This is a genomic window from Streptomyces sp. NPDC093795 (genome assembly GCF_044764665.1).
Classification (GTDB): domain Bacteria; phylum Actinomycetota; class Actinomycetes; order Streptomycetales; family Streptomycetaceae; genus Streptomyces.
This window is the reverse complement of the sequence record NZ_JBIWIO010000002.1, coordinates 179,474-201,886: the sequence shown is the minus strand read 5'-3', so window position 1 is coordinate 201,886 and position 22,413 is coordinate 179,474. Positions and strand designations below refer to the sequence as shown.

The following is a 22,413-nucleotide window of genomic DNA, read 5'->3' as shown; positions in this document are numbered from 1 at the left end:
CCATGTCCCTCGACCACCGGCTCTCCGCAGAGCACCAGGAACTCCGCCGTACCGTCGAGGCGTTCGCGCACGACGTCGTGGCGCCGAAGATCGGCGACTTCTACGAGCGGCACGAGTTCCCGTACGAGATCGTCCGTGAGATGGGCCGTATGGGCCTGTTCGGGCTGCCGTTCCCCGAGGAGTACGGGGGCATGGGCGGCGACTACCTGGCGCTCGGGATCGCCCTGGAGGAGCTGGCCCGGGTCGACTCCTCCGTCGCGATCACCCTGGAGGCGGGGGTCTCGCTCGGCGCGATGCCGCTCCATCTCTTCGGCACCGAGGAGCAGAAGCGGGAGTGGCTGCCGAGGCTGTGCGCCGGCGAGATGCTCGGCGCGTTCGGGCTTACGGAGCCGGGCGCGGGCTCGGACGCGGGTGGGACCCGTACGACCGCCGTCCGCGACGGCGACGAGTGGGTCATCAACGGTTCGAAGTGCTTCATCACCAACTCCGGTACGGACATCACGGGTCTGGTGACGGTCACGGCGGTCACCGGCCGCAAGCCCGACGGGCGTCCGCTGATCTCGTCGATCATCGTGCCGTCCGGCACTCCCGGCTTCACGGTCGCCGCCCCCTACTCGAAGGTCGGCTGGAACGCCTCGGACACCCGTGAGCTGTCCTTCGCCGACGTCCGGGTCCCGGTGGGGAACCTGCTCGGTGAGGAGGGCCGTGGGTACGCGCAGTTCCTGCGGATCCTGGACGAGGGCCGGGTCGCGATCGCGGCGCTCGCGACGGGTCTCGCGCAGGGCTGTGTCGACGAGTCGGTGAAGTACGCGAAGGAACGTCACGCCTTCGGACGGCCGATCGGGGACAACCAGGCCATCCAGTTCAAGATCGCCGACATGGAGACGCGGGCGCACATGGCGCGGATCGGCTGGCGGGACGCGGCCTCGCGTCTGGTCCTGGGCGAGCCGTTCAAGAAGGAGGCGGCGATCGCGAAGCTGTACTCCTCCACGGTGGCGGTGGACAACGCCCGTGAGGCGACCCAGATCCACGGCGGCTACGGCTTCATGAACGAGTACCCGGTGGCCCGGATGTGGCGCGACTCGAAGATCCTGGAGATCGGCGAGGGCACGAGCGAGGTCCAGCGGATGCTGATCGCACGGGAGTTGGGCCTCCAGGCCTGAGCCGGCCGGTCCGGTGAGGAGGGCCCGCCGCCCCGAGGGGGTGGCGGGCCCTCCCCCCTTACAGATCGTTATGAGGTTAGGCTAACCTATGTTTTCATGACGAACTCCGAGACCGCCCCGTTCCAGTTCTTCCGCCTCCAGGTCGACCGGACCCGGCGCCTCGGCCCGTCCCTGGTCCGGGTCACCTTCACCGGGGACGACCTGAAGAACTTCGCCGCCGGCGGCCGCGACCAGTCACTCTCCCTCTTCCTGCCGCACCCCGGCCAGGACGCGCCCGCCCTGCCCCCGCTGGACAACCCGGACATGTACGCGATCCTGGGCGCCTGGCGCGCGATGCCGGACGACGAGCGGGCCGTCATGCGCTCGTACACCGTCCGCGAGCAGCGCACCGAGCCGGCGCCCGAGGTCGACATCGACTTCGCGATCCACGAGGACGGCGGCCCCGCCTGCCGCTGGGCCGGGCGCGCCAAGGCCGGTGACCAGGTGGTCGTCCTCGGCCCCGCGATCGCCGAGAACACCGGCGTCCGCTTCCAGTTGCCCGAGGACGCCGACTCGGTCCTGATCTGGGCGGACGAGACGGCCCTCCCGGCCGCCTCGGCGATCCTGGAGTGGCTGCCGGCCGAGACCCGCGCCCAGGTGTTCCTGGAAGTCCCGTACTCGGGCGACCGCATGGAGCTGTCGACGCAGGCCGACGCGACCGTCACCTGGCTCGTACGGGAGGAGGGGGCGCCCTCCGCCGTGGACGCGGTGCGCGGCGCCGAGCTGCCCGGTGAGGCCCCGTACGTCTGGATCGCGGGCGAGTCCGGGGCGGTGAAGGCGCTGCGGCGGCACTTCGTGCGGGAGCGCGGGCTCGACCGGCGCCGGGTGACGTTCGTCGGCTACTGGCGCAAGGGGCTTTCCGAGGACGCGCTGCGCGAGGTCCCGGACGAGACGCAGGAAGACGCGTAGGCGTCTTCCCTATCCATCGTTCAACTCCCGTTCACCGAAAGTGACCTGAGAGGGGCGGGGGGACGTTGCGATTGATTGTTAGGTTAGGCTAACCTAACGACGCATCGCCCCTCGCCCCTCATCGCTGTCCGGAGGCCCCCCACATGCGCTCCCACCTGCTCAATGACGCCACGGCGGAGAGCTACCGCCGCTCCGTCACCGAAGGGGTCGAGCGCGTGGCGGCCAAACTCGCCTCGACGCGGGGGCCGTTCACCGGTGTGACGCCCGCCGAGCTCGGCCCCGTCATCGACGCCGTCGACCTCGACCGGCCGCTCGGTGACTCCTCCGCCGCTCTCGACGAGCTGGAGAGCGTCTACCTCCGCGACGCGGTCTACTTCCACCACCCCCGCTACCTGGGCCACCTCAACTGCCCGGTGGTCATCCCCGCCGTCCTCGGCGAGGCCGTCCTCTCGGCGGTCAACTCCTCGCTCGACACCTGGGACCAGAGCGCGGGCGGCACCCTCATCGAGCGCAAGCTCGTCGACTGGACCACCGGCCGCATCGGCCTCGGACCGGCCGCCGACGGCGTGTTCACCAGCGGTGGTACGCAGTCCAACCTCCAGGCCCTGCTCCTCGCCCGCGAGGAGGCCAAGACGGACGACCTCTCCAGGCTCCGGATCTTCTCCTCCGAGTGCAGCCACTTCAGCGTCCAGAAGTCGGCCACCCTCCTCGGCCTCGGGAACGACGCCGTCATCTCCATCCCGGTCGACCGGAACAAGCGGATGCAGTCCGTCGTCCTCGCCGCCGAGCTCGCGGCCTGCCGCGCCGAGGGCCTCGTCCCGATGGCGATCGTCGCCACCGCCGGCACCACCGACTTCGGCTCCATCGACCCGCTGCCCGAGATCGCCGCCCTGGCCGACGAGTACGGCGCCTGGATGCACGTCGACGCCGCCTACGGCTGCGGGCTGCTCGCCTCGCCGACCCGCCGCCACCTCCTGGACGGCATCGAGCGGGCCGACTCGGTCACCGTCGACTTCCACAAGTCCTTCTTCCAGCCGGTGAGTTCCTCCGCCGTCCTGGTCCGCGACGGTGCCACCCTGCGCCACGCGACCTACCACGCCGACTACCTGAACCCGCGCCGCACGGTCGCGGAGCAGATACCGAACCAGGTCGACAAGTCGCTCCAGACCACCCGCCGCTTCGACGCGCTGAAGCTCTGGATGACCCTGCGCGTGATGGGCGCCGACGGCGTCGGGCAGCTCTTCGACGAGGTCTGCGACCTGGCCGCCGAGGGCTTCGCGCTGCTCGCCGCCGACCCGCGCTACGACGTCGTGGTCGAGCCGCAGCTCTCCACCCTCGTCTACCGCTACATCCCGGAGGCCGTCACCTCCCCCGAGGACATCGACCGGGCCAACCTGCACGCCCGCAAGGCCCTGTTCGCCTCGGGCGAGGCCGTCGTCGCCGGGACCAAGGTCGACGGCCGCCAGTACCTCAAGTTCACCCTGCTCAACCCCGAGACGACCACGGCCGACATCGCCGCCGTCCTCGATCTGATCGCCGGCCACGCCGAGCAGTACCTGGGAGAGAACCTTGTCCACGCCTGAGACGCCTGAGATGTACGACTTCATCGGCATCGGGCTCGGTCCGTTCAATCTCGGACTCGCCTGCCTGACCGAGCCGATCGACGAGCTGAACGGCCTCTTCCTGGAGTCGAAGCCGGACTTCGAGTGGCACTCGGGGATGTTCCTCGAAGGCGCCCACCTCCAGACCCCGTTCATGTCGGACCTGGTCACGATGGCCGACCCGACCTCGCCGTACTCCTTCCTGAACTACCTGAAGGAGAAGGGCCGGCTGTACTCGTTCTACATCCGGGAGAACTTCTACCCGCTGCGGACCGAGTACAACGACTACTGCCGCTGGGCCGCCGCGAAGCTCTCCTCGGTCCGCTTCTCGACGACCGTCGCGTCCGTGACCTTCGACGAGGCCACCGAGGTGTACGAGGTGTCCACCGAGGCCGGAGAAACGTTCCGCTCGCGTCGGCTCGTCCTCGGCACCGGAACCCCGGCGTACGTCCCCGAGACCTGCCGGAACCTCGGCGGCGACCTGATCCACAACTCGCGCTACCTGCAGAACAAGGCGGAGCTGCAGAAGAAGAAGTCGATCACCCTGGTCGGCAGCGGCCAGAGCGCCGCAGAGATCTACTACGACCTCCTGAGCGAGATCGACGTCCACGGCTACAAGCTGAACTGGGTGACCCGCTCCCCGCGCTTCTTCCCGCTGGAATACACCAAGCTCACCCTGGAGATGACCTCCCCGGAGTACGTGGACTACTTCCACGCGCTGCCCGAGCAGACCCGCTACCGCCTGGAGACCCAGCAGAAGGGCCTCTTCAAGGGCATCGACGGCGAGCTGATCGACGCCATCTTCGACCTGCTCTACCAGAAGAACCTGAACGGCCCGGTGCAGACCCGGCTGCTCACCAACTCCGCGCTGCACGCCGCCGCGTACGACGACACCAGCGGCACGTACACCCTCGGCTTCCGCCAGGAGGAGCAGGAGAAGGACTTCACCCTCGACACCGAGGGCCTGATCCTCGCCACCGGCTACAAGTACGCCGTCCCCGCCTTCCTGGAGCCGGTCCGTGACCGCCTCAAGTGGGACGGCCAGGGCCGCTTCGACGTGGCCCGCAACTACGCGATCGACACCACCGGCCGCGGGGTCTTCCTGCAGAACGCCGGTGTGCACACCCACTCGATCACCTCGCCCGACCTCGGCATGGGGGCGTACCGCAACGCGTACATCATCGGGGCGATGCTGGGATACGACTACTACCCCGTCGAGAAGACCATCGCTTTCCAGGAGTTCGCGGCATGACCGTATCGATACGTCCCTTCGACCCCTCGAAGGACGCCCGGCTGATCCATCCCTGGGTCACCCACCCCAAGGCCGCCTTCTGGATGATGCAGGGCGCGACGCTCCAGGACGTCGAGCGCGAGTACACGGCGATCACCGCCCACCCGCACCACGACGCCTTCATCGGTCTGGTGGACGGCGAGCCGTCCTTCCTGATGGAGCGCTACGACCCGTCGGAGCTGGAGCTCGTCGGGCTGTACGAGCCGCAGCCCGGTGACGTCGGCATGCACTTCCTCGTCGCGCCCACCGACACGCCCGTGCACGGCTTCACCCGGACCGTGATCACCGCCGTCATGGCGGAGCTGTTCGCCGACCCGGCGACCGTCCGCGTGGTCGTCGAGCCCGACGTGTCCAACAAGGCCGTCCACGCGCTCAACGAGGCCGTCGGCTTCGTGCCCGAGCGCGAGATCCAGAAGCCGGAGAAGAAGGCCCTGCTGAGCTTCTGCACCCGCGAGCAGTTCGAGACGGCAGTGGGAGCGACCGTATGACCCTCACCGACCCCGTCGCCCACCTCACCCCCGAGCGCTGGGCCGACGCCAACCGCGCCCTGATCCGCAAGGGCCTCGCCGAGTTCGCCCACGAGCGGCTGCTCGACCCGCGCGAGCTGGGCGAGAGCCGGTACGCGGTCCTCGCCGACGACGGCACCACCGAGTACCGCTTCACCGCGGACCGGTTCGCCCTCGACCACTGGCAGGTCTACGCCGAGTCGATCAGCCGCCACCGCGGGGACGAGCAGCTCCCGCTCGACGCGCTCCAGTTCATCACCGAGCTGCGCGGCTCCCTCGGCCTCAGCGACGAGGTCCTGCCGGTCTACCTGGAGGAGATCTCCTCCACCCTCGCCGGTACGGCCTACAAGTCGACCAAGCCGCAGGTGACCTCCGCCGAGCTGGCGCACGCCGGCTTCCAGGCCATCGAGACCGGGATGACCGAGGGCCACCCCTGCTTCGTCGCCAACAACGGGCGCCTCGGCTTCGGCGTGGACGAGTTCCGCGCGTACGCCCCCGAGGCCGCGAGCGACATCCACCTGATCTGGCTGGCGGCGCGCCGCGACCGCACCACCTTCACGGCGGGCGCGGACATCGCGTACGAGACGTTCGTCCGCGCGGAGCTGGGTGACGCGACGGTGGACGGCTTCGCGGCGACGCTGACCGCCCGCGGCCTGGACCCGGCCGACTACCTGCTCATGCCCTGCCACCCCTGGCAGTGGTGGAACAAGCTGTCGGTGACCTTCGCGGCCGAGGTGGCGCAGCAGCGTCTCGTCTACCTGGGCGAGGGCGACGACACGTACCTGGCGCAGCAGTCGATCCGTACGTTCTTCAACACGTCGGACCCGTCGAAGCACTACGTGAAGACGGCCCTCTCGGTCCTCAACATGGGCTTCATGCGGGGTCTGTCGGCCGCGTACATGGAGGCCACGCCGGCGATCAACGACTGGCTGCACACCCTGATCGAGTCGGACCCGACCTTCCGGGCGGCCCGGTTCTCGATCATCCGCGAGCGGGCGGCCGTCGGCTACCGGCACCTGGAGTACGAGGCCGCGACCGACCGTTACTCGCCGTACCGCAAGATGCTGGCGGCGCTCTGGCGCGAGTCCCCGGTGCCGACCCTCGCCGAGGGCGAGCGCCTGGCGACGATGGCCTCGCTGCTCCATGTGGACCACGCGGGCGCGTCCTTCGCGGGCGCGCTGATCAAGGAGTCGGGCGTAGAGGCGACCGTCTGGCTCCGCCAGTACCTGGACGCGTACCTGCTCCCGATCCTGCACAGCTTCTACGCCTATGACCTGGCGTTCATGCCGCACGGCGAGAACGTGATCCTGGTCCTCGACGAGCGCGGCGGGGTGGCGCGGGCGATCTTCAAGGACATCGCCGAGGAGATCGTCGTCATGGACCCGACGGCGGTCCTGCCGCCGGCGGTGGAGCGCGTCCGCGCCGAGATCCCGGAGGACATGAAGCTCCTCTCGGTCTTCACGGACGTCTTCGACTGCTTCTTCCGCTTCATGGCGGCGACGCTGGCGGCGGAGGGCGTCCTCGACGAGGACGACTTCTGGCGCACGGTCGCGGAGTGCGTCCGCGCCTACGAGGCCTCGAAGCCGGAACTGGCGGACCGTTTCGCCCAGTACGACATGTTCGCGGAGACCTTCGCCCTGTCGGCCCTCAACCGCCTCCAGCTCCGCAACAACAAGCAGATGGTCGACCTCTCGGACCCGTCGGCGGCCCTCCAACTGGTCGGCGACCTGGTGAACCCGATAGCCCGGTTCGCCTGACGATCCCCCCAGACCGATGTGGGCCCCGCCGGAGTACGGTCCTCCGCCGGGGCCCACATCTCTTCTTCAGCGGAACTCGTGGACCACCTGGATCTCGCCGACGATGTGGGCGTTGAAGTCGTCCAGCTCCTCGGCCGGAACCCAGAGCTCCAGGATGGTCCGCCCGCCGGCCTGCTGGACGGGATACCGGCTCAGGAACTCCGACTCGACCTCGAATCGGGTGACGAAGCCGGCGCCGTCGTGCTTCACGTTCCAGTCCCGCGCGATCCTGACCGCGTACTCCTCGTTGAGGACCGGGTAGAAGATCGGCTGCTCGGGCAGCCGGGGCGGCCACGCACGCCAGTCCGACTCCCGTACCAGATCCAGCTCCTTGGGGCCGGTCGGGCGCCACAGGGTCGTCGTCGGCTGTCGGCTGGTCATCTCTGCGTCACTCTCTGCGCGTACGCCGCCGCTACGGCGGTTCGGGAGCCCGGACGATACCGACCCCACGAACCGGGCGGCTACGGGGTTTCCGCCCCCTGCCGGCTCCGCGACCAGCGGATACGGTCCGCACCCGTCACCAGGGCGACGTATTCGACCGTCACGGCGAAGGTGTCGTGCCCGGCGGCGACGGCGTGCGCCAGGCATTCGGCGTTCACGCCCGCGGGCTCGGGCGTCGGCTGTGTCTCCCAGGTGCACTCGCCGTCCAGGCAGGAGGCCGTCGCGACGACCTCCCCCTGCGGGTGCGGGCCGATTCGGTGGGTGACGGGCACGTCCACCGAGGCGGTCACGGCGCCTCGATCCGCATCTTCGGCGGATCGTGCGGGTGGTTGCGGATCTCGACCACGCAATCGACGGCGGCGGATTCGTCGTGCTGCGGCCCCCTGCGCATGCAGTGGTCGAACCGCCGCGCCAGATACGCGCACACCGCGCACCCCGGCACCGGCTCGGGCCGGGGCCGAAGCCCGTGGTCGGCGGAGAGAACGAGCACCGGCGGTACGGGGGTGGTGAGGACACGGATGCGCGACCACTCCTCCTCGGTCGGCGCGCGCAGGTCCTCGGGCGAGACGACCCACTCGGCACCGCCGCCCGGCGGACGCAGGTAGACGCTCCCGGCCTGACTGCGCGAGACCCGGCCGAGCCGGTTCGCCCCGTCGCCGGTGTCGACCAAGAAAGCGCCGGCGGCGGGCTGGCTGTGTACGGACACGGTCACTCCTCTCCGTAGCGACTTCGCTACCAGGGGCCGTCAGCGTGACCTAGAGTCAGAGTTCCTTCAACTGGTCAACTTGCCTGACGAGAAGGAAGAGTTGTGGTCAACCGCAGGGAGTTAAGACCGGACAGCAGCCCCCGGGCAGCGTTCGGCGCACATCTGCGCAGGCAGCGTGAGCTTCGTAACTGGAGTCAGGAGGAACTGGCTGCGCTCATGGAGTACTCCAGTCAACACATTTCAGCTGTGGAAACCGGTCGCAAACCGCCAACCCTTCCCTTCTCGCGGAAGGCGGATCTGGTCTTCGGCACCGTCGAAGCGGGGGATTCGTTCGAGCGTAAGTGGCACGAAATGCGGCGTGGCAGCCTGTTGGAAGGGTTCCCGGAGTACGTCGAGTACGAGAGGCGGGCCGTCGAGCTCCGGATCTTCGAGATCGGGATCATTCCAGGGCTCCTGCAGACCCCGGAGTACGCGCAAGTGGTCAACATGGCAGACGTGCGACGCGGCTTGATCACACAGCAACAGGCTGAAGAGCGCATCTCATTCGTTGCTGAGCGACAAGCGTCGTTGTTACGGCGGTTGCCCTTGATGCTCGTGGTGTTGGACGAGAGCTGCATCCGCCGCCCCATCGGCGGGACGACCGTGATGGACGCCCAGCTCCAACAGCTGGTCGACTTCGCCGAGCGGCCTCACACCATGCTCCAGGTGGCCCCGTTCTCCATCGGAGAGCGTCGGCCGTTCAACCTCCCGGCCAGTTTGTCCACCTTGGCGGACCGGTCTGTGGTCGCCTACGGCGAATCCCATTTGCGGGGGTTCGTGGAGCGGGAGAGCAGCGCTGTAAGGCCTCCGCTCATGCGATTCCTGCAACTACAGGCCGAATGCCTCTCCCAGGCAGAGTCTGTGGCCATGATCCAGGAGGCGCGGAAGGGCACCTCGTGACGGCCGAATCCCCCCGTCGTCTGACCGAGGGCCGCACGCCAAACGCCCGGCCAGGGAGCCCCCCGGCCGGGCGTTCCACGTTCACGGGCGGGCTACTCCGCCGGCCACGGCACCTGCGGTGACCGGTAGTAGTCGATGCCCAGGGCCTCGAATCTCGGGGCCTGTTCCGCCAGGCGGAGTTTGTACGTGTCCCAGTCGTGGGTGGCCGCCGGGGACCAGCCCAGTTCGGCCACGCCCGGCAGGCGGGGGAAGGCCATGACGTCGAGGTCGGCCGTGGTGGCCAGGGTCTCCGTCCACAGGGGCGCCTCGACGCCCCGGACGGCGCTCTCCGGCGCCCCCCGCAGGTAGGTGGCCGGGTTCCAGTCGTACGACTTCCGTACCTCGACGTGTCCGGCCCAGGTGAGGCCGAGCGGGGTGTCGGGGGTGTACTTCATGTCGAGGTAGGTGCGGTCGGCGGGCGAGAGGATGATCCCGGTGCCGTTCCGCGCGGCCGCGGCGACCCGCTCCTTCTCTGCGGCGGGGGTGCGGTCGAGGCCCCAGTACTGGACGAGGGCTCCCTCGGCGGGGGTCGTGCTCGTCAGCTGGTGCCAGCCGACGACCTTCTTGCCGTACTTCGCGACGACCGGCTGCACGCGGTCCATGAAGGTCACGTAGTCGGCGTGGGGAGTGGAGTGGGCCTCGTCGCCGCCGATGTGGAGGTAGCGGCCGGGGGTGAGAGCGGCGATCTCCCGGATCACGTCGTCGACGAAGTCGTACGTGACCTCCTTGGGCACGCACAGGGAGCTGAGGCCGACCTTGATCCCGGTGTAGAGCGGCGGCGCGATGTTGTCGCAGTTGAGGACGTCATAGGAGGCGAGGGCCGCGAAGGTGTGGCCCGGCATGTCGATCTCGGGGATCACCTCCTGGTAGCGGGAGGAGGCGTACCGGACGATCTCCTTGTACTGCTCCTTGGTGTAGAAGCCGCCGGGGCCGCCGCCGACCTCGGTGGAGCCGCCGTGGCTGGTGAGCCGGGGCCAGGAGTCGACGGCGATGCGCCACCCCTGGTCGTCGGTGAGGTGGAGGTGCAGGGTGTTGATCTTGTAGAGGGCGAGCTGGTCGATGTACCGCTTGACCTCGTCGACGGTGAAGAAGTGGCGGGAGACGTCGAGCATGGCGCCCCGGTAGGCGTACCGCGGGGTGTCGGTGATCGTGCCGCCCGCGATCTTCCAGGGGCCCGGCTGTACGGAGCCCCGCTCGACGGCGGAGGGCAGCTGCTGGCGCAGGGTCTGGACGCCGCGGAAGAGGCCTGCGGGCTCGCGGGCGGTGAGGGTGAGGCCGTCGGGCGCGGAGCGGAGCCGGTACCCCTCCTCGCCGAGCGCGGTCTCGCCGGGGCTGAGCCGGAGCCGGATGCCGCCGCCGGCCGCGGCCTCGTCGACGACGGGCAGCGGGAAGCCGGTGGCGGGGCGGAGCAGGCCGGCGAGGTAGCGGCCGATGGCCTTGGTCTCGCGGGAGGTCCCGGCCACGCCGATGCGGGTGGTGGGGGTGAGGGCGTACGGCTCGCCGCCGGGGGTGACGGAGGCGGGTACGGGCACGATGCGGCCGAGGGGGCGGACCTCGGGTTCGGCCGCGGCGGTCTTTCCGTCGCCGGTCCGGGTGTCGGCGGCGGACTCGCCGCAGCCCACCCCGGCGGTCGCGACCAGCAGCAGGGACCCGATCAGGCGGTGAATCCGTCGGCTCTGTCTCACAGGCATGGTCCCCTTCGGATGATCGACACGTCCGTCGTCCTGTTGTTACGTATATCCGGTCAGCGCCCTCCCTGCGCGCCCCCGGCACCCCGGAACCGGCCAAGGTCTGGACCAAGACCCTGGTTTTTACGTCGATCATGACGCCACTGCCCGATATCGGGCAGGATTCTTGCGAAATACGGTCCGCACCCCTCAATATTCACGGGTGCTCGAACGCCGCCCGTCGCATGACGACCTCGTCGACCATCTGGTCCGCAGCACCGCGCTCCAGCGCGGTGAGGCCGCCCGGGTGGTGCTCGACGTGCTGGCGTACTTCGACGAGACGACCGAGGAGTTCGTCCGCCGCCGCCATCGCGAACTGCAGTCCGGCGGCGCGGTGAACACCGAGATCTTCGAACGGATCGCGGCGGAGCTGCCACACCGGGCGGTGGCGCCACCGGAGCTCTCGCTCCGGCAACTGCGCCGCATCGTCTACGGCTGAGACGCGGCCGGGACCCGGCCGAGAAGCGACTGAGAAGCACCATCGTCAACCTGGAGGGGTTTCACCTTTATGTGCGGAATTGTCGGTTACATCGGTAAGCGTGACGTCGCCCCGCTGCTGCTCGAAGGCCTCGCACGCCTGGAGTACCGCGGTTACGACTCCGCCGGCATGGTCGTCACCAGCCCGAAGGCCTCCGGCCTGAAGATGGTCAAGGCCAAGGGCCGGGTCCGTGACCTGGAGGCCCGCGTCCCCAAGCGCTTCACCGGCACCACCGGCATCGCCCACACCCGCTGGGCCACCCACGGCGCGCCGAGCGACGTCAACTCGCACCCGCACCTGGACCCCGAGAACAAGGTCGCCGTCGTCCACAACGGCATCGTCGACAACGCCCAGGAGCTCCGCGCCAAGCTGGAGGCCGACGGCGTCGTCTTCGCCTCCGAGACGGACACCGAGGTCATCACCCACCTCATCGCCCGCTCCCAGGCCGTGACCCTGGAGGACAGGGTCCGCGAGGCGCTCAAGGTCATCGAGGGCACCTACGGCATCGCCGTGATGCACGCCGACTTCAACGACCGCATCGTCGTGGCCCGCAACGGCTCGCCGGTCATCCTCGGCATCGGCGAGAAGGAGATGCTCGTCGCCTCCGACGTCGCCGCCCTGATCGCCCACACCCGCCAGGTCGTCACCCTCGACGACGGCGAGATGGCCACCCTCAAGGCCGACGACTTCCGCACGTACACGATCTCCGGCGCCACCACCACCCCCACCCCGGAGACCGTCGAGTGGGAGGCCGCCTCCTTCGACATGGGCGGCCACGACACCTTCATGCACAAGGAGATCTCCGAGCAGCCCGACGCGGTCGACCGCGTGCTGCGCGGCCGGATCGACGACCGCTTCTCCACGGTGCACCTCGGCGGCCTGAACCTGGACCCGCGCGAGGCCCGCACCATCCGCCGCATCAAGATCCTCGGCTGCGGCACCTCGTACCACGCCGGTCTCATCGGCGCCGGGCTCATCGAGTCCATGGCCCGTATCCCCGCCGACGCCGAGCCGGCCTCGGAGTTCCGCTACCGCAACCCGGTCGTGGACCCCGACACCCTCTACATCGCCGTCTCCCAGTCCGGTGAGACCTACGACGTGCTCGCCGCCGTCCAGGAGCTCAAGCGCAAGGGCGCCCGCGTCCTCGGCGTGGTCAACGTGGTCGGCTCCGCCATCGCCCGCGAGGCCGACGGCGGCATCTACGTCCACGCGGGCCCCGAGGTCTGCGTCGTCTCCACCAAGTGCTTCACCAACACGGTCACCGCCTTCGCGCTGCTCGCCCTGCACCTGGGCCGCATCCGCGACCTGTCCGTCACCGACGGCAAGCGGATCATCGAGGGCCTGCGCAAGCTGCCCGAGCAGATCAGCGAGATCCTCCGGACCGAGGACGAGATCAAGAAGATCGCCGAGGCGTACGCCGGCGCCCAGTCGATGATGTTCATCGGCCGTGTCCGGGGCTACCCGGTCGCCCTCGAGGCCTCCCTGAAGCTCAAGGAGATCTCCTACATCCACGCCGAGGCCTACCCGGCCTCCGAGCTGAAGCACGGCCCGCTCGCCCTCATCGAGCCGGCCCTGCCGACGGTCGCGATCGTCCCCGACGACGACCTGCTCGAGAAGAACCGCGCCGCCCTCGAGGAGATCAAGGCCCGCAGCGGCCGCATCCTCGCGGTCGCGCACCAGCCGCAGGCGAAGGCCGACCACACCATCATCGTGCCGAAGAACGAGGACGAGCTGGACCCGATCCTGATGGGCATCCCGCTCCAGCTCCTCGCCTACCACACGGCGCTCGCCATGGGCCGCGACATCGACAAGCCGCGCAACCTGGCCAAGTCCGTCACGGTCGAGTAGCAGCCGGTCGGGGCCTGTCCCCCCGACCCGCGCCGCCGGGCCTGTCCCCCGGCGGATCGACCGGACACGAAATCGGTCCCTGTCGCACACCCAGGTGCGACAGGGACCGATTTCATCTCCCGTACCTACCCCGCGGCAGGGGCGCTCGTGCCCGCCGTGCGACGGAAGGCCATCGGCCAGCCCGCCACCGCCGCCGTGGCGCCGTACCAGGCGACGAGGCCCGCGACGGCCGCGACCCAGCCGCCCGCCTTGCCGAGGCCCCCGTTGTCGGCGAGCGCCCCGATGCCGAGCAGCAGGAGCGCGACGAACAGCAGCCCGTACACGCCCTGTCCGAACAGCCCGCTGCCCGAGGCCGCCATCGTCAGCGTGAGTGCCAGGAGCGCCCACAGGAGCATGAAGACGCCGACCGCGTCGGCCGAGGCGCCGCCGCCGGCCGCGGTCCCCCAGGTGAACCAGAAGGCGCCGAGCGCCGCGAACGCCGTGCCCTCGCCCTTGTCGCCCGCGCGGAGGGCGAGCATGCCGACGAGGAAGAGCGCCACCCCGCCGACCCAGGTGGCGAGGCCCGCGGCATCCGCTGCCGCGACGTTGTCGATGACACCCGTACCGCCCAGCCCGAAGGCGAGCAGGGTCAGTCCGAGTGCGAGGTGGCCGAGAGTGGAGGTGCTGTTCCCCGCGGCGACGTCGTTGTCCACGGCGGGCTCCCTTCAGGAGTGCAGCCGAGCTGCGTGAGCTGCTGTGATCCGGAGACTGATCCGGTGACCTTTATCTACCCTTCACAAGCGCACAATTCACCTGCGGAAGGCCGAATTTATGGCCGGATGACGGCAGTTGGGAGAAACGAACCCGCGCGGTGGGGCGCCTACGGGATGACGATCACGGGCCGCTGCGCGCGCCGCGCCAGACGCCCGGCCACCGAGCCGAAGATCCGGCCGACGATCCCGTGCGTGGAGCCGACCACGATCGCGTCGGCCGAGTACTCGCGGCCGACCTCCTCCAGCTCGTGGCAGATGTCCCCGCCGCGCTCGACGAGGATCCAGGGCACCTCGGAGAGGTGCTCGGCGCAGGCGAGCTCGAGGCCGAGGACCTCGGTGCGGTGATCGGGCACGTCGACGAAGACGGGGGGCTCACAGCCGGCCCACACCGTGGTGGGCAGCCGGTTGGCCACGTGCACGATGATCAGGCCCGAGCCGGAGCGCCGGGCCATGCCGATGGCATAGGCGAGGGCGCGCTCACTGGACATGGAGCCGTCGAAGCCGACGACCACCCCGTGCCGGAAGGCCGGGTCGCAGGCATGGCGTGGCTGTTCTACCGCCAGGGGGTCGACCGTGGAGTCGGCGACGCGCTTGCGGTCCGCGGGTTCGGAGAATTCGTGACCGGCCATCGGTGTCTCGGCGAAGAGAGTCCTCGTGGGAAGGGACGGGGAAAGGAAGCGGACGGAACAAGGGTGGCGGCGGAGCTGTGTGTCCGGGAATCATCTTCCCAAGCCCATACCCCCAAGGGTACGGCGACACTCCTCTCCTGCCCAGAGCCCACCGTGCCGCTCCCGGCGTGCCCGCCGCTCGCGCACGGCGTTCCAGGGAGCATGCACGAGCGGCTCGGGATCTGGCAATGCCGGTTGTGTCCTACAGGCGTCCGTACGGGGGCCAAACGGACGTCGCCCAGAGTGACCGGAACGTTCCGCTCCTCGTTGCCCACAGGTCCAGCCCACCGTCGTAGGGAGACCGCCCGTGCCCGCACCATCGACCGCCGCCGGCCAGACCTCCACCACGCCCGCGTCCGTGCTCGCCGCACCTCGCGGCCACCGCCGGGCCCCCGTCCTCTCCCCGCCCGCCACGGCGGACCAGGACCCGGGAAGGGCGCCGGGAGCGGCCGGGGCGGCACCAGGGGCGTCGGGGGCGGTGCCGGGCGCCGGCGCGGCGGACCAGGCCGGCGACGTCGTCCGCTGGGCGGTGTTCTGCTGCGTCCTGGTCCCGGTGGTCCTCGTCGTCTACGGCACCTCGCTCGGCGGGGCCGCCGGCGCCGCGCTCGGCCTCGTCGCGGTGACGGCGGCCTGCCGGGTACTGCTGCGGCACTCGGAGCGCGGGCTGCGCGGCGAGAACGACGGGAGTGGCGGGCCGCACGGCGGGAGCAGCGGGAGCGGTCGCGGCAGGCGGCGCGGCCAGGCCCCGATCCGCCGGAACGCCTAGGTCGAAACCGGGCCGAAAGGGAGGCCTCCGCGGGGCCCGTTCCCCTTCGAGTTGACAGGTTCGTACACGCGAACCGATATGTTTTCAGCCAACTTCCATCTGCCGGCGAGTCCTTGGCGGAACGGTTGCCCAACCCCGGCGCCGACACTCGAAAACGCCCCGCCACAAGGGCTCACACCCCCGCGTACGGGGGTGTTCGTCGCGCCACCCCTCCCCGGGACGGCCGTCGGACGGCAGACTTCGCCATCGATCGCTTCGCGCCAAGTGGCCTTGTCGACAATCCACCGGATGGAGAACTTGTCACGCCGGCGCCACGGGACACAGTAGATTCGATCATGGGTACCGAAGACTGGGGTCTCGTGCAAAACCGAGGGGAAACGTGCAGGAGCGACACGACCAGGGAGACGCGAACACCGAGGGGGGCTTAGCGTCATGAGCCAGGACTCCATTATTGCGCCGGAGGCCGCACGGAAACTGACCGGGCGCCGCCGTCGCGAAGTCGTCGCGGTGCTGCTGTTCAGTGGCGGCCCCATCTTCGAGAGCTCCATCCCGCTCTCCGTGTTCGGCATCGACCGGCAGGACGCCGGGGTGCCCCGCTACCGGCTGCTCGTCTGTGCGGGCGAGGACGGCCCGCTGCGGACCACCGGTGGACTCGAACTGACCGCGCCGTACGGCCTGGAGGCCATCAGCCGCGCGGGCACCGTCGTCGTCCCGGCCTGGCGGTCGATCACCTCGCCGCCGCCGCCGGAGGCGCTCGAAGCGCTGCGCAGGGCCCACGAGGAGGGCGCGAGGATCGTCGGTCTGTGCACCGGCGCCTTCGTCCTCGCCGCGGCCGGCCTGCTCGACGGGCGTCCGGCGACCACGCACTGGATGTACGCGCCGACGCTCGCCAAGCGCTACCCGTCGGTCCATGTGGACCCCCGGGAGCTCTTCGTCGACGACGGGGACGTGCTGACCTCCGCCGGCACCGCGGCCGGAATCGATCTGTGTCTGCACATCGTGCGGACCGACCACGGCACGGAGGCCGCGGGCGCCCTGGCGCGCCGGCTGGTCGTCCCGCCGCGGCGCAGCGGCGGTCAGGAGCGCTACCTCGACAGGTCTTTACCTGAGGAGATCGGCGCCGACCCGCTGGCCGAGGTCGTCGCCTGGGCGCTTGAGCACCTCCACGAGCAGTTCGACGTGGAGACCCTGGCGGCCCGTGCGTACATGTCACGGCGGACCTTCGACCGCCGGTTCCGCTCGCTGACCGGTTCGGCCCCCCTCCAGTGGCTGATCACCCAGCGGGTGCTCCAGGCGCAGCGGCTGCTCGAGACCTCCGACTACTCGGTCGACGAGGTCGCGGGCAGGTGCGGCTTCCGCTCGCCGGTGGCGCTGCGCGGCCACTTCCGGCGGCAGCTCGGCTCCTCGCCGGCCGCCTACCGGGCGGCGTACCGCGCGCGGCGGCCGCAGGGCGACTCCGGTTCGACGGTGCTCGACACGGTCGTGGCCGCCCAGGTCTCGGCGGGCGTCCGGCGCCCGGCGTCCCCCCTGGAGCCCGGCAAGCCGCAGTCCGACGCCTTCGCCCCCGGGCGGGCGTCGCTGCCGGGCCAGCGCAGCGCGCCGTAACACCGACCCGCGCGGCCACAAGCGGCGCACCGCAGGACCGACGGGCGTCCGGGGAGACCTCCCCCGGGCGCCCGTCGGCCGCTTCCCCCCGCAGGAAGAGCACCTAAGGTAGGACGCATGAACGATCGCATGGTGTGGATCGACTGCGAGATGACCGGGCTCTCGTTGACGGACGACGCACTCATCGAGGTGGCCGCACTGGTCACCGACTCGGAACTGAACGTGCTCGGCGACGGGGTGGACATCGTGATCCGCCCGCCGGACGCGGCCCTGGAGACCATGCCGGAGATCGTGCGCCAGATGCACACGACCTCGGGACTGCTCGACGCGCTGCCCGGCGGCACCACGCTGGCCGACGCGGAGGCCCAGGTCCTCGCGTACATCCGCGAGCACGTCAAGGAACCCGGCAAGGCGCCCCTGTGCGGGAACTCGGTCTCCACGGACCGCGGCTTCCTCTCCCGGGACATGCCCGCCCTGGAGAGCCACCTGCACTACCGGATCGTCGATGTCTCCTCGGTCAAGGAGCTGGCCCGCCGCTGGTACCCGAGGGCGTACTTCAACAGTCCGGAGAAGAACGGCAACCACCGGGCGCTCGCCGACATCCGCGAGTCCATCGCGGAGCTGCGCTACTACCGGGAGGCGGTCTTCGTCCCGCAGCCCGGCCCGGACTCGGAGACCGCGAAGCAGATCGCGGCCCGTCACGTCCTGCCCGCGGAATGACCGCCCGCTCGCGCCCTCGGAACCCGCTGCGGAAAACGCGGGCGCGAGCACCCTCCAGCACCCTGTAGACTTCTTCTCGGCCGGTCAGGGAAACCTTCGGGAACACCGCCGGGCATGGTGGGTATAGCTCAGCTGGCAGAGCACCTGGTTGTGGTCCAGGATGTCGCGGGTTCAAGTCCCGTTACTCACCCTGAAGGCTCAGGCCCCGGTTCGAAAGAACCGGGGCCTGAGTCGTTTCCACGTTCCGGTCTACGTTCCCGACGTGCAGCTGACGGACGTCGGGGGCGGGTTGGCGCCCGACCAGGAGCCATTGAGGCCGAAGGCGGCCGAGCCGCCCGGCGGGACCGTCGCGTTGTACGAGAGGTGCGAGGCCGCCACGTCCGCTCCGGTCTGGGTCACCGTCGCGTTCCACGCCTGGGTGACGCGCTGGCCGGCCGGCTGGGTCCAGCGGACGGTCCAGCCGTTCAGCGGAGCCGTACCCGTGTTCCGGAGGGTGACCTGGGCCGTGAAGCCGCCCTGCCACTGGTTGGTCACCTTGTACGCGACCTCGCAGGCGCCCGTGGGGGTGCCGGGGCCGGTGCCGCCGTCGCCGCCGCCCGTCTCGGCCGTGTCGCCGTAGAGGATGCCGCGGCCGTTGGTGGAGACGTACACCCGGCCGTAGACCCGGGGGTCACCGGTGATCGCGGCGCCGGTCCAGCCCCACTGGTGCGCGTCGTCGTTGATCCGGACCCAGCTCGCGCCCGCGTCGGTGGAGCGGAAGACGCCGCGCACGCCGCCGATCTTCGCGCTCGTGTAGAGGGTGGGGTACGTGGCACCCGGCGCGGCCTTGCCGAAGCCGATGGTGTCGGCCTGCTCGACCCCGGCGATCCGGGTGAAGGTGGCGCCGCCGTCGGTGGAGTGCCAGAGGCCGTAGGTGGCGTCGGGGGCGCCGCCGGCGAGCCAGATGTCGCCCTTCTTGCCGGGGACGGCCTTGAAGCGGACGTTGCCCTTGGCGGGGAGGCCGGTGGCCTTGGCGGTGAAGGTCAGGCCGCCGTCCGTACTGGCGTGGAAGGCGCCGGCCGCGAAGCCGTAGAAGGTGCGCGGGTCGACGCGGTCGGACTCCACGGTCGCGCCGGCCGGGATGCCGGTGGACGCCGTCCACGCGCCGCCGGTGCCGGTGTGGACGCCGGCACCTTCGGGGCTCCAGACGAAGCGGGTGCCGTCGGCGGACGCGGCGACCGTGCCGCCGCCGGTGACGCCGGCGGGTTCCTGTCCGGCGCGCCAGGTGGCGGCGTTGTCGGTGGAGAACGCGACCCGCGGGCCGCCGTCGAGGTGCCCGGCGCGTACGACGGTGTCCGGCTTGGTCTCGGCGAAGTCGACGCTGGTGGTGGAGGTGAAGTTGGGACCGGTGAACATCATCGGGGGGACCTTGGTGAGGTCCGTGTGCCGGAAGCCGCCGATGTCCCCGAGGGCGCTGATCAGCGGGGCTCCGGAGGGCGGCGAGGCCAGGTCGAGGACGGCGGTCTCCTCGAGACCGGCGACCATGGGCCGGATCGTGAACTTCGTCCCGGCGTCCCACCGGGTGAGCTCGGTGGTGCCGTAGATCGTGGCGCCGGTGCCGTACATCATGCGGTTCGAGTCGAACGGGTCGATCTCCAGGGCCTCGGTCATCCAGCCGAGCTTCGGGGTCTGCTCGGGCGGGGCGGGGCTCGCGCCCCAGGTCAGCCAGGGGGCGGAGGAGACGTCCATCGTGTAGCGGTCGGCGCGGTTCGGGTACGAGGTGTAGTCCCAGGCCCTGGTCCAGGTGGCGCCGCTGTCGGTGGAGCGGAAGATCTGGGTGTCGGGGTACCAGGAGCTGTAGCCGGAGACCATGACCGTGCCGGGGTTCTGCCGGTCGACGGTGAGGCCGCTGAAGCCGTAGTGGGTGTCGGCCTCGGCGACGGGGCTGATGTCCGTCCAGGCGCCGGTGGCCGTGGCGTACCGCCAGACCTGGCCCTTGCCGCCGTCGTACGGGCCCGCCGTGTCGCTGTACGCGAGGTAGAGGTAGCCGTTCTCGGCGTCGAGCACGCCCTTGTGGGCGAGGTAGCCGGTGGGCTGGCCGGGCAGGCGGGTCCAGGTGGCGCCGGCGTCGGTGGAGCGGTAGACGGCGTTCTCCTTGTCGCCGACGCCGACGTAGAGGGTGCTCGTGGCGCGGCCGGCGGCGCCGGTGGACTCGTCGAAGGTGACCCAGACGATGCCCTGTTCGTCGGAGTTGTAGCCGCTGGTGTCGGTGGGGTCCTGCTGGTAATTGCCGGGGTTGGTGAAGGAGGTGACCTTCGACCAGGTGACGCCGGAGTCGGTGGAGCGCCAGAGGCCGTTGCCGCTGGGGGCGCCGAGGTAGAGGACGCTGTTCTTGTGCGGGTCGATCGCGAGGCGTTCGCCCATGCCGCGGCCCGGCATGTTGCCGCCGAGCTTGAAGGGGAGGTCGGTGCGCTGCCAGGTGGCGCCGCGGTCGGCGGAGCGGAGGACGGCGCCGTTGCCGGGGTCCCAGTCGTTGGTGTACGTGCCGACGGCGGCGTACACGCGGTCGGGGGCGACGGAGTCGGTGGCGAGTCCGACGACTCCGGTGTGGCCCCAGTCGTCCCAGCCGATGTGGTCGAGGAGCGGGGTCCAGGAGGAGGCGGCCTGGTTCCAGCGGTAGGCGCCGCCGATGTCGGTGCGGGCGTAGGCCAGGTTCTTCTCGGTCCGGTTGAAGACGATGCCGGGGACGAAGCCGCCGCCGTCGACCCGGACGTTCTTCCAGGTGTACGAGGGGGCCGCGGCCGCGGGTGCGGCCGGGGTGGGCACGGCGGTGGCCGGCACTGCCCCCGCGAGGAGACCGGCGGTCAGGGCGAGCCCCGCCAGGAGGTGTCGTGTTCTGCGCATGGGGGTCCTGTCGGAGAGTGGATGGGAGCGCTCCCACTATTGGTGGGCTGTCAGAACACGGTCAATACGCGGGAACCGTCGAAGACGTTCGACGACGCTCGGCCGTCCGGGTGGTGCGCCCGGTGGGCTCCCCGCCCCCGGAGGCGCCGCGCACTACGGTCGGGATCATGTGGTGGAGGAGGACGCGGCCCGGCGCCGCCGGACGCGGGCCCCTCGTACCCGCCCCCGCCTTCCTCCTCGCCCTCGTCCTCCTCCTGTGCGCCGCGCTCTCCGCCGGGTGCGCCACCGACCCGCCGGAGCCGTCCCCCGTACCCGACCGCGAGCGCGTCGACGGCGCCGGGCGGCCGATCACCCTCACCGTCGGCGTCTTCGGGGAGTTCGGCTTCCAGGAGGCCGGGCTCTACGACACGTACATGCGGCTCCGTCCCGACGTCACCGTCCGGCAGACCTCGCTCTCCCGCAACGACGTCTACTACCCCCAGCTGCTCACCCACCTCACCGCAGGCTCCGGCCTCGCCGACGTCCAGGCCGTCGAGGTCGGCAACATCGCCGAGGTCGTCGACACCCAGGCCGGACGACTCGACGACCTCGGCTCGGCGCCCGGCGTCGACAAGAAGGCCTTCCTGCCGTGGAAGTGGGCGCAGGCCACCACCCCCGACGGCCGCACCCTCGGGCTCGGCACGGACATCGGCCCGCTGGCCCTCTGCTACCGCAAGGACCACTTCGCCGCGGCCGGGCTTCCCACCGACCGGGAGACCGTCGGGCGCCTGTGGGCCGGGGACTGGCGGAAGTACGAGGAGGTCGGGCGGCGCTTCGCCGAACGGGCGCCCGAGGGCGTGGCGTTCACCGACTCCGCCTCCGGGGTGCTCGCCGCGGCCGTCTCCGGCGCTCCGCTGCGCTACTACGACGCGCGCGGCGATCTCGTGGTGGGGACCAATCCGTACGTGCGGGCCGCCTGGGACCTCGCCGCCGACTTCGCCCGGCAGGGGCTCACCGCCCGGCTCCAGCAGTTCACGCCGGACTGGGACCAGGCGTTCGCGCGGGGGGCCTTCGCCTCGATCGCCTGCCCGGCCTGGATGCTCGCCTACATCCAGGACAAGTCCGGTCCTGCCGCGCGCGGGCGGTGGGACGTGACGGTGGCGCCCCGGCCCGGCAACTGGGGCGGCTCCTTCCTCGTCGTGCCGTCCGCCGGGCGGCAGCGGGCCGAGGCCGCCCGGCTCGCGGCCTGGCTGACCGCGCCCGAGCAGCAGGCCCTGCTGTTCGCCCGGCGCGGCGGCTTCCCGAGCGCCTCCGCCGCGTACCGGCTGCCGCAGGTGGCGGACGCGCGGCACCCCTACTTCGGTGACGCGCCGACCGGGCCGCTCTTCGCGGCGGCCGCCCGGGGAGTGCCGCTCGCCCCGGTCGGGCCCAAGGACGGGCTCGTCAACCAGATCCTCTCCGACATCGGGATGCTCCAGGTCGACCAGACCGGGCGGTCGCCCGACTCGGCCTGGCGGGCGGCGATGCGGGCGATCGACAACGCACTGGACCGGTGAG

At 70.7% G+C, this 22,413-nt stretch carries 20 protein-coding genes and 1 tRNA gene; 14 read left to right on the top strand and 7 right to left on the bottom strand.

What is annotated here, in order from left to right:
• Window positions 1-2: 2 nt before the first annotated feature.
• The 6 genes from ACIRB7_RS05980 (at window position 3) to ACIRB7_RS05955 (ending at window position 7,266) form a co-directional block, all read left to right on the top strand.
• The gene (locus ACIRB7_RS05980; RefSeq protein WP_403592978.1) at window positions 3-1,163 is read left to right on the top strand and encodes an acyl-CoA dehydrogenase family protein; all 1,161 of its coding nucleotides are present in this window, start codon (window positions 3-5) and stop codon (window positions 1,161-1,163) included.
• Window positions 1,164-1,259: 96 nt separating this feature from the next.
• Window positions 1,260-2,111, top strand: coding sequence for a siderophore-interacting protein (locus tag ACIRB7_RS05975; RefSeq protein WP_403592975.1), 852 nt, complete (start codon window positions 1,260-1,262; stop codon window positions 2,109-2,111).
• A gap of 143 nt (window positions 2,112-2,254) precedes the next feature.
• Entirely contained in the window at window positions 2,255-3,694 is a 1,440-nt protein-coding gene (locus tag ACIRB7_RS05970; RefSeq protein WP_403592971.1) for a pyridoxal phosphate-dependent decarboxylase family protein, read from the top strand.
• Window positions 3,695-3,704: 10 nt separating this feature from the next.
• Window positions 3,705-4,964: a lysine N(6)-hydroxylase/L-ornithine N(5)-oxygenase family protein gene (locus ACIRB7_RS05965; RefSeq protein ID WP_403594341.1), complete on the top strand. Its 1,260-nt coding sequence runs from the start codon at window positions 3,705-3,707 to the stop codon at window positions 4,962-4,964.
• Window positions 4,961-5,491, top strand: coding sequence for a GNAT family N-acetyltransferase (locus ACIRB7_RS05960; RefSeq protein WP_403592968.1), 531 nt, complete (start codon window positions 4,961-4,963; stop codon window positions 5,489-5,491). The genes ACIRB7_RS05965 and ACIRB7_RS05960 overlap by 4 nt, the downstream gene beginning before the upstream one ends.
• Complete coding sequence (locus ACIRB7_RS05955; RefSeq protein ID WP_403592965.1) at window positions 5,488-7,266, top strand: IucA/IucC family protein; 1,779 nt, start codon at window positions 5,488-5,490, stop codon at window positions 7,264-7,266. Before ACIRB7_RS05960 ends, ACIRB7_RS05955 begins: the two co-directional genes overlap by 4 nt.
• 66 nt (window positions 7,267-7,332) lie before the next feature.
• Here ACIRB7_RS05955 and ACIRB7_RS05950 read toward each other — a convergent pair whose 3' ends face one another.
• The 3 genes from ACIRB7_RS05950 to ACIRB7_RS05940 all read right to left on the bottom strand — a co-directional run bounded on the left by ACIRB7_RS05950 (window position 7,333) and on the right by ACIRB7_RS05940 (window position 8,452).
• Complete coding sequence (locus ACIRB7_RS05950; RefSeq protein WP_403592962.1) at window positions 7,333-7,686, bottom strand: hypothetical protein; 354 nt, start codon at window positions 7,684-7,686, stop codon at window positions 7,333-7,335.
• 80 nt (window positions 7,687-7,766) lie between these two features.
• Window positions 7,767-8,036 carry a hypothetical protein gene (locus tag ACIRB7_RS05945; protein WP_403592959.1) on the bottom strand — a complete coding sequence of 90 codons (270 nt, stop codon included), beginning with the start codon at window positions 8,034-8,036 and terminating at the stop codon, window positions 7,767-7,769.
• Entirely contained in the window at window positions 8,033-8,452 is a 420-nt protein-coding gene (locus tag ACIRB7_RS05940) for a hypothetical protein (RefSeq protein ID WP_403592957.1), read from the bottom strand. Before ACIRB7_RS05940 ends, ACIRB7_RS05945 begins: the two co-directional genes overlap by 4 nt.
• 102 nt (window positions 8,453-8,554) lie before the next feature.
• Here ACIRB7_RS05940 and ACIRB7_RS05935 point away from each other — a divergent pair, with 102 nt between their 5' ends.
• Entirely contained in the window at window positions 8,555-9,391 is an 837-nt protein-coding gene (locus ACIRB7_RS05935; protein ID WP_403592954.1) for a helix-turn-helix domain-containing protein, read from the top strand.
• Window positions 9,392-9,483: 92 nt separating this feature from the next.
• Here the strand turns inward: ACIRB7_RS05935 and ACIRB7_RS05930 are convergent, their stop codons facing one another.
• Window positions 9,484-11,115: a beta-N-acetylhexosaminidase gene (locus tag ACIRB7_RS05930; RefSeq protein ID WP_403592951.1), complete on the bottom strand. Its 1,632-nt coding sequence runs from the start codon at window positions 11,113-11,115 to the stop codon at window positions 9,484-9,486.
• 205 nt (window positions 11,116-11,320) lie between these two features.
• Here ACIRB7_RS05930 and ACIRB7_RS05925 point away from each other — a divergent pair, with 205 nt between their 5' ends.
• Window positions 11,321-11,596 carry a hypothetical protein gene (locus tag ACIRB7_RS05925; RefSeq protein ID WP_073807713.1) on the top strand — a complete coding sequence of 92 codons (276 nt, stop codon included), beginning with the start codon at window positions 11,321-11,323 and terminating at the stop codon, window positions 11,594-11,596.
• 69 nt (window positions 11,597-11,665) lie between these two features.
• Window positions 11,666-13,483 carry a glutamine--fructose-6-phosphate transaminase (isomerizing) gene (gene glmS / locus ACIRB7_RS05920; RefSeq protein WP_403592948.1) on the top strand — a complete coding sequence of 606 codons (1,818 nt, stop codon included), beginning with the start codon at window positions 11,666-11,668 and terminating at the stop codon, window positions 13,481-13,483.
• A 125-nt stretch (window positions 13,484-13,608) separates the two neighbouring features.
• Here glmS and ACIRB7_RS05915 read toward each other — a convergent pair whose 3' ends face one another.
• Window positions 13,609-14,175, bottom strand: a complete 567-nt coding sequence (locus tag ACIRB7_RS05915; protein WP_403592946.1) for a GPR1/FUN34/YaaH family transporter — start codon at window positions 14,173-14,175, stop codon at window positions 13,609-13,611.
• Window positions 14,176-14,342: 167 nt separating this feature from the next.
• On the bottom strand, window positions 14,343-14,864 hold the full coding sequence (locus ACIRB7_RS05910) for a universal stress protein (protein ID WP_327162191.1): 522 nt from the start codon (window positions 14,862-14,864) through the stop codon (window positions 14,343-14,345).
• A gap of 346 nt (window positions 14,865-15,210) precedes the next feature.
• Here ACIRB7_RS05910 and ACIRB7_RS05905 point away from each other — a divergent pair, with 346 nt between their 5' ends.
• From ACIRB7_RS05905 to ACIRB7_RS05890, 4 genes are all read left to right on the top strand, one after another.
• Window positions 15,211-15,669 carry a hypothetical protein gene (locus ACIRB7_RS05905; protein ID WP_403592942.1) on the top strand — a complete coding sequence of 153 codons (459 nt, stop codon included), beginning with the start codon at window positions 15,211-15,213 and terminating at the stop codon, window positions 15,667-15,669.
• A gap of 432 nt (window positions 15,670-16,101) precedes the next feature.
• Window positions 16,102-17,274 carry a helix-turn-helix domain-containing protein gene (locus tag ACIRB7_RS05900; protein ID WP_403592939.1) on the top strand — a complete coding sequence of 391 codons (1,173 nt, stop codon included), beginning with the start codon at window positions 16,102-16,104 and terminating at the stop codon, window positions 17,272-17,274.
• Between the two features lie 117 nt (window positions 17,275-17,391).
• Entirely contained in the window at window positions 17,392-17,994 is a 603-nt protein-coding gene (gene orn, locus ACIRB7_RS05895) for an oligoribonuclease (RefSeq protein WP_403592936.1), read from the top strand.
• Between the two features lie 117 nt (window positions 17,995-18,111).
• A tRNA-His gene (locus ACIRB7_RS05890) sits at window positions 18,112-18,184 on the top strand.
• 59 nt (window positions 18,185-18,243) lie between these two features.
• Here the strand turns inward: ACIRB7_RS05890 and ACIRB7_RS05885 are convergent.
• Window positions 18,244-20,877, bottom strand: coding sequence for a cellulose binding domain-containing protein (locus ACIRB7_RS05885; protein ID WP_403592933.1), 2,634 nt, complete (start codon window positions 20,875-20,877; stop codon window positions 18,244-18,246).
• A 167-nt stretch (window positions 20,878-21,044) separates the two neighbouring features.
• Between ACIRB7_RS05885 and ACIRB7_RS05880 the strand changes: the two genes are divergently transcribed.
• Window positions 21,045-22,412 (top strand): ABC transporter substrate-binding protein, encoded by a 1,368-nt coding sequence (locus ACIRB7_RS05880; RefSeq protein WP_403592930.1) that lies wholly within the window; start codon window positions 21,045-21,047, stop codon window positions 22,410-22,412.
• The last annotated feature ends 1 nt before the right edge of the window (window position 22,413 follow it).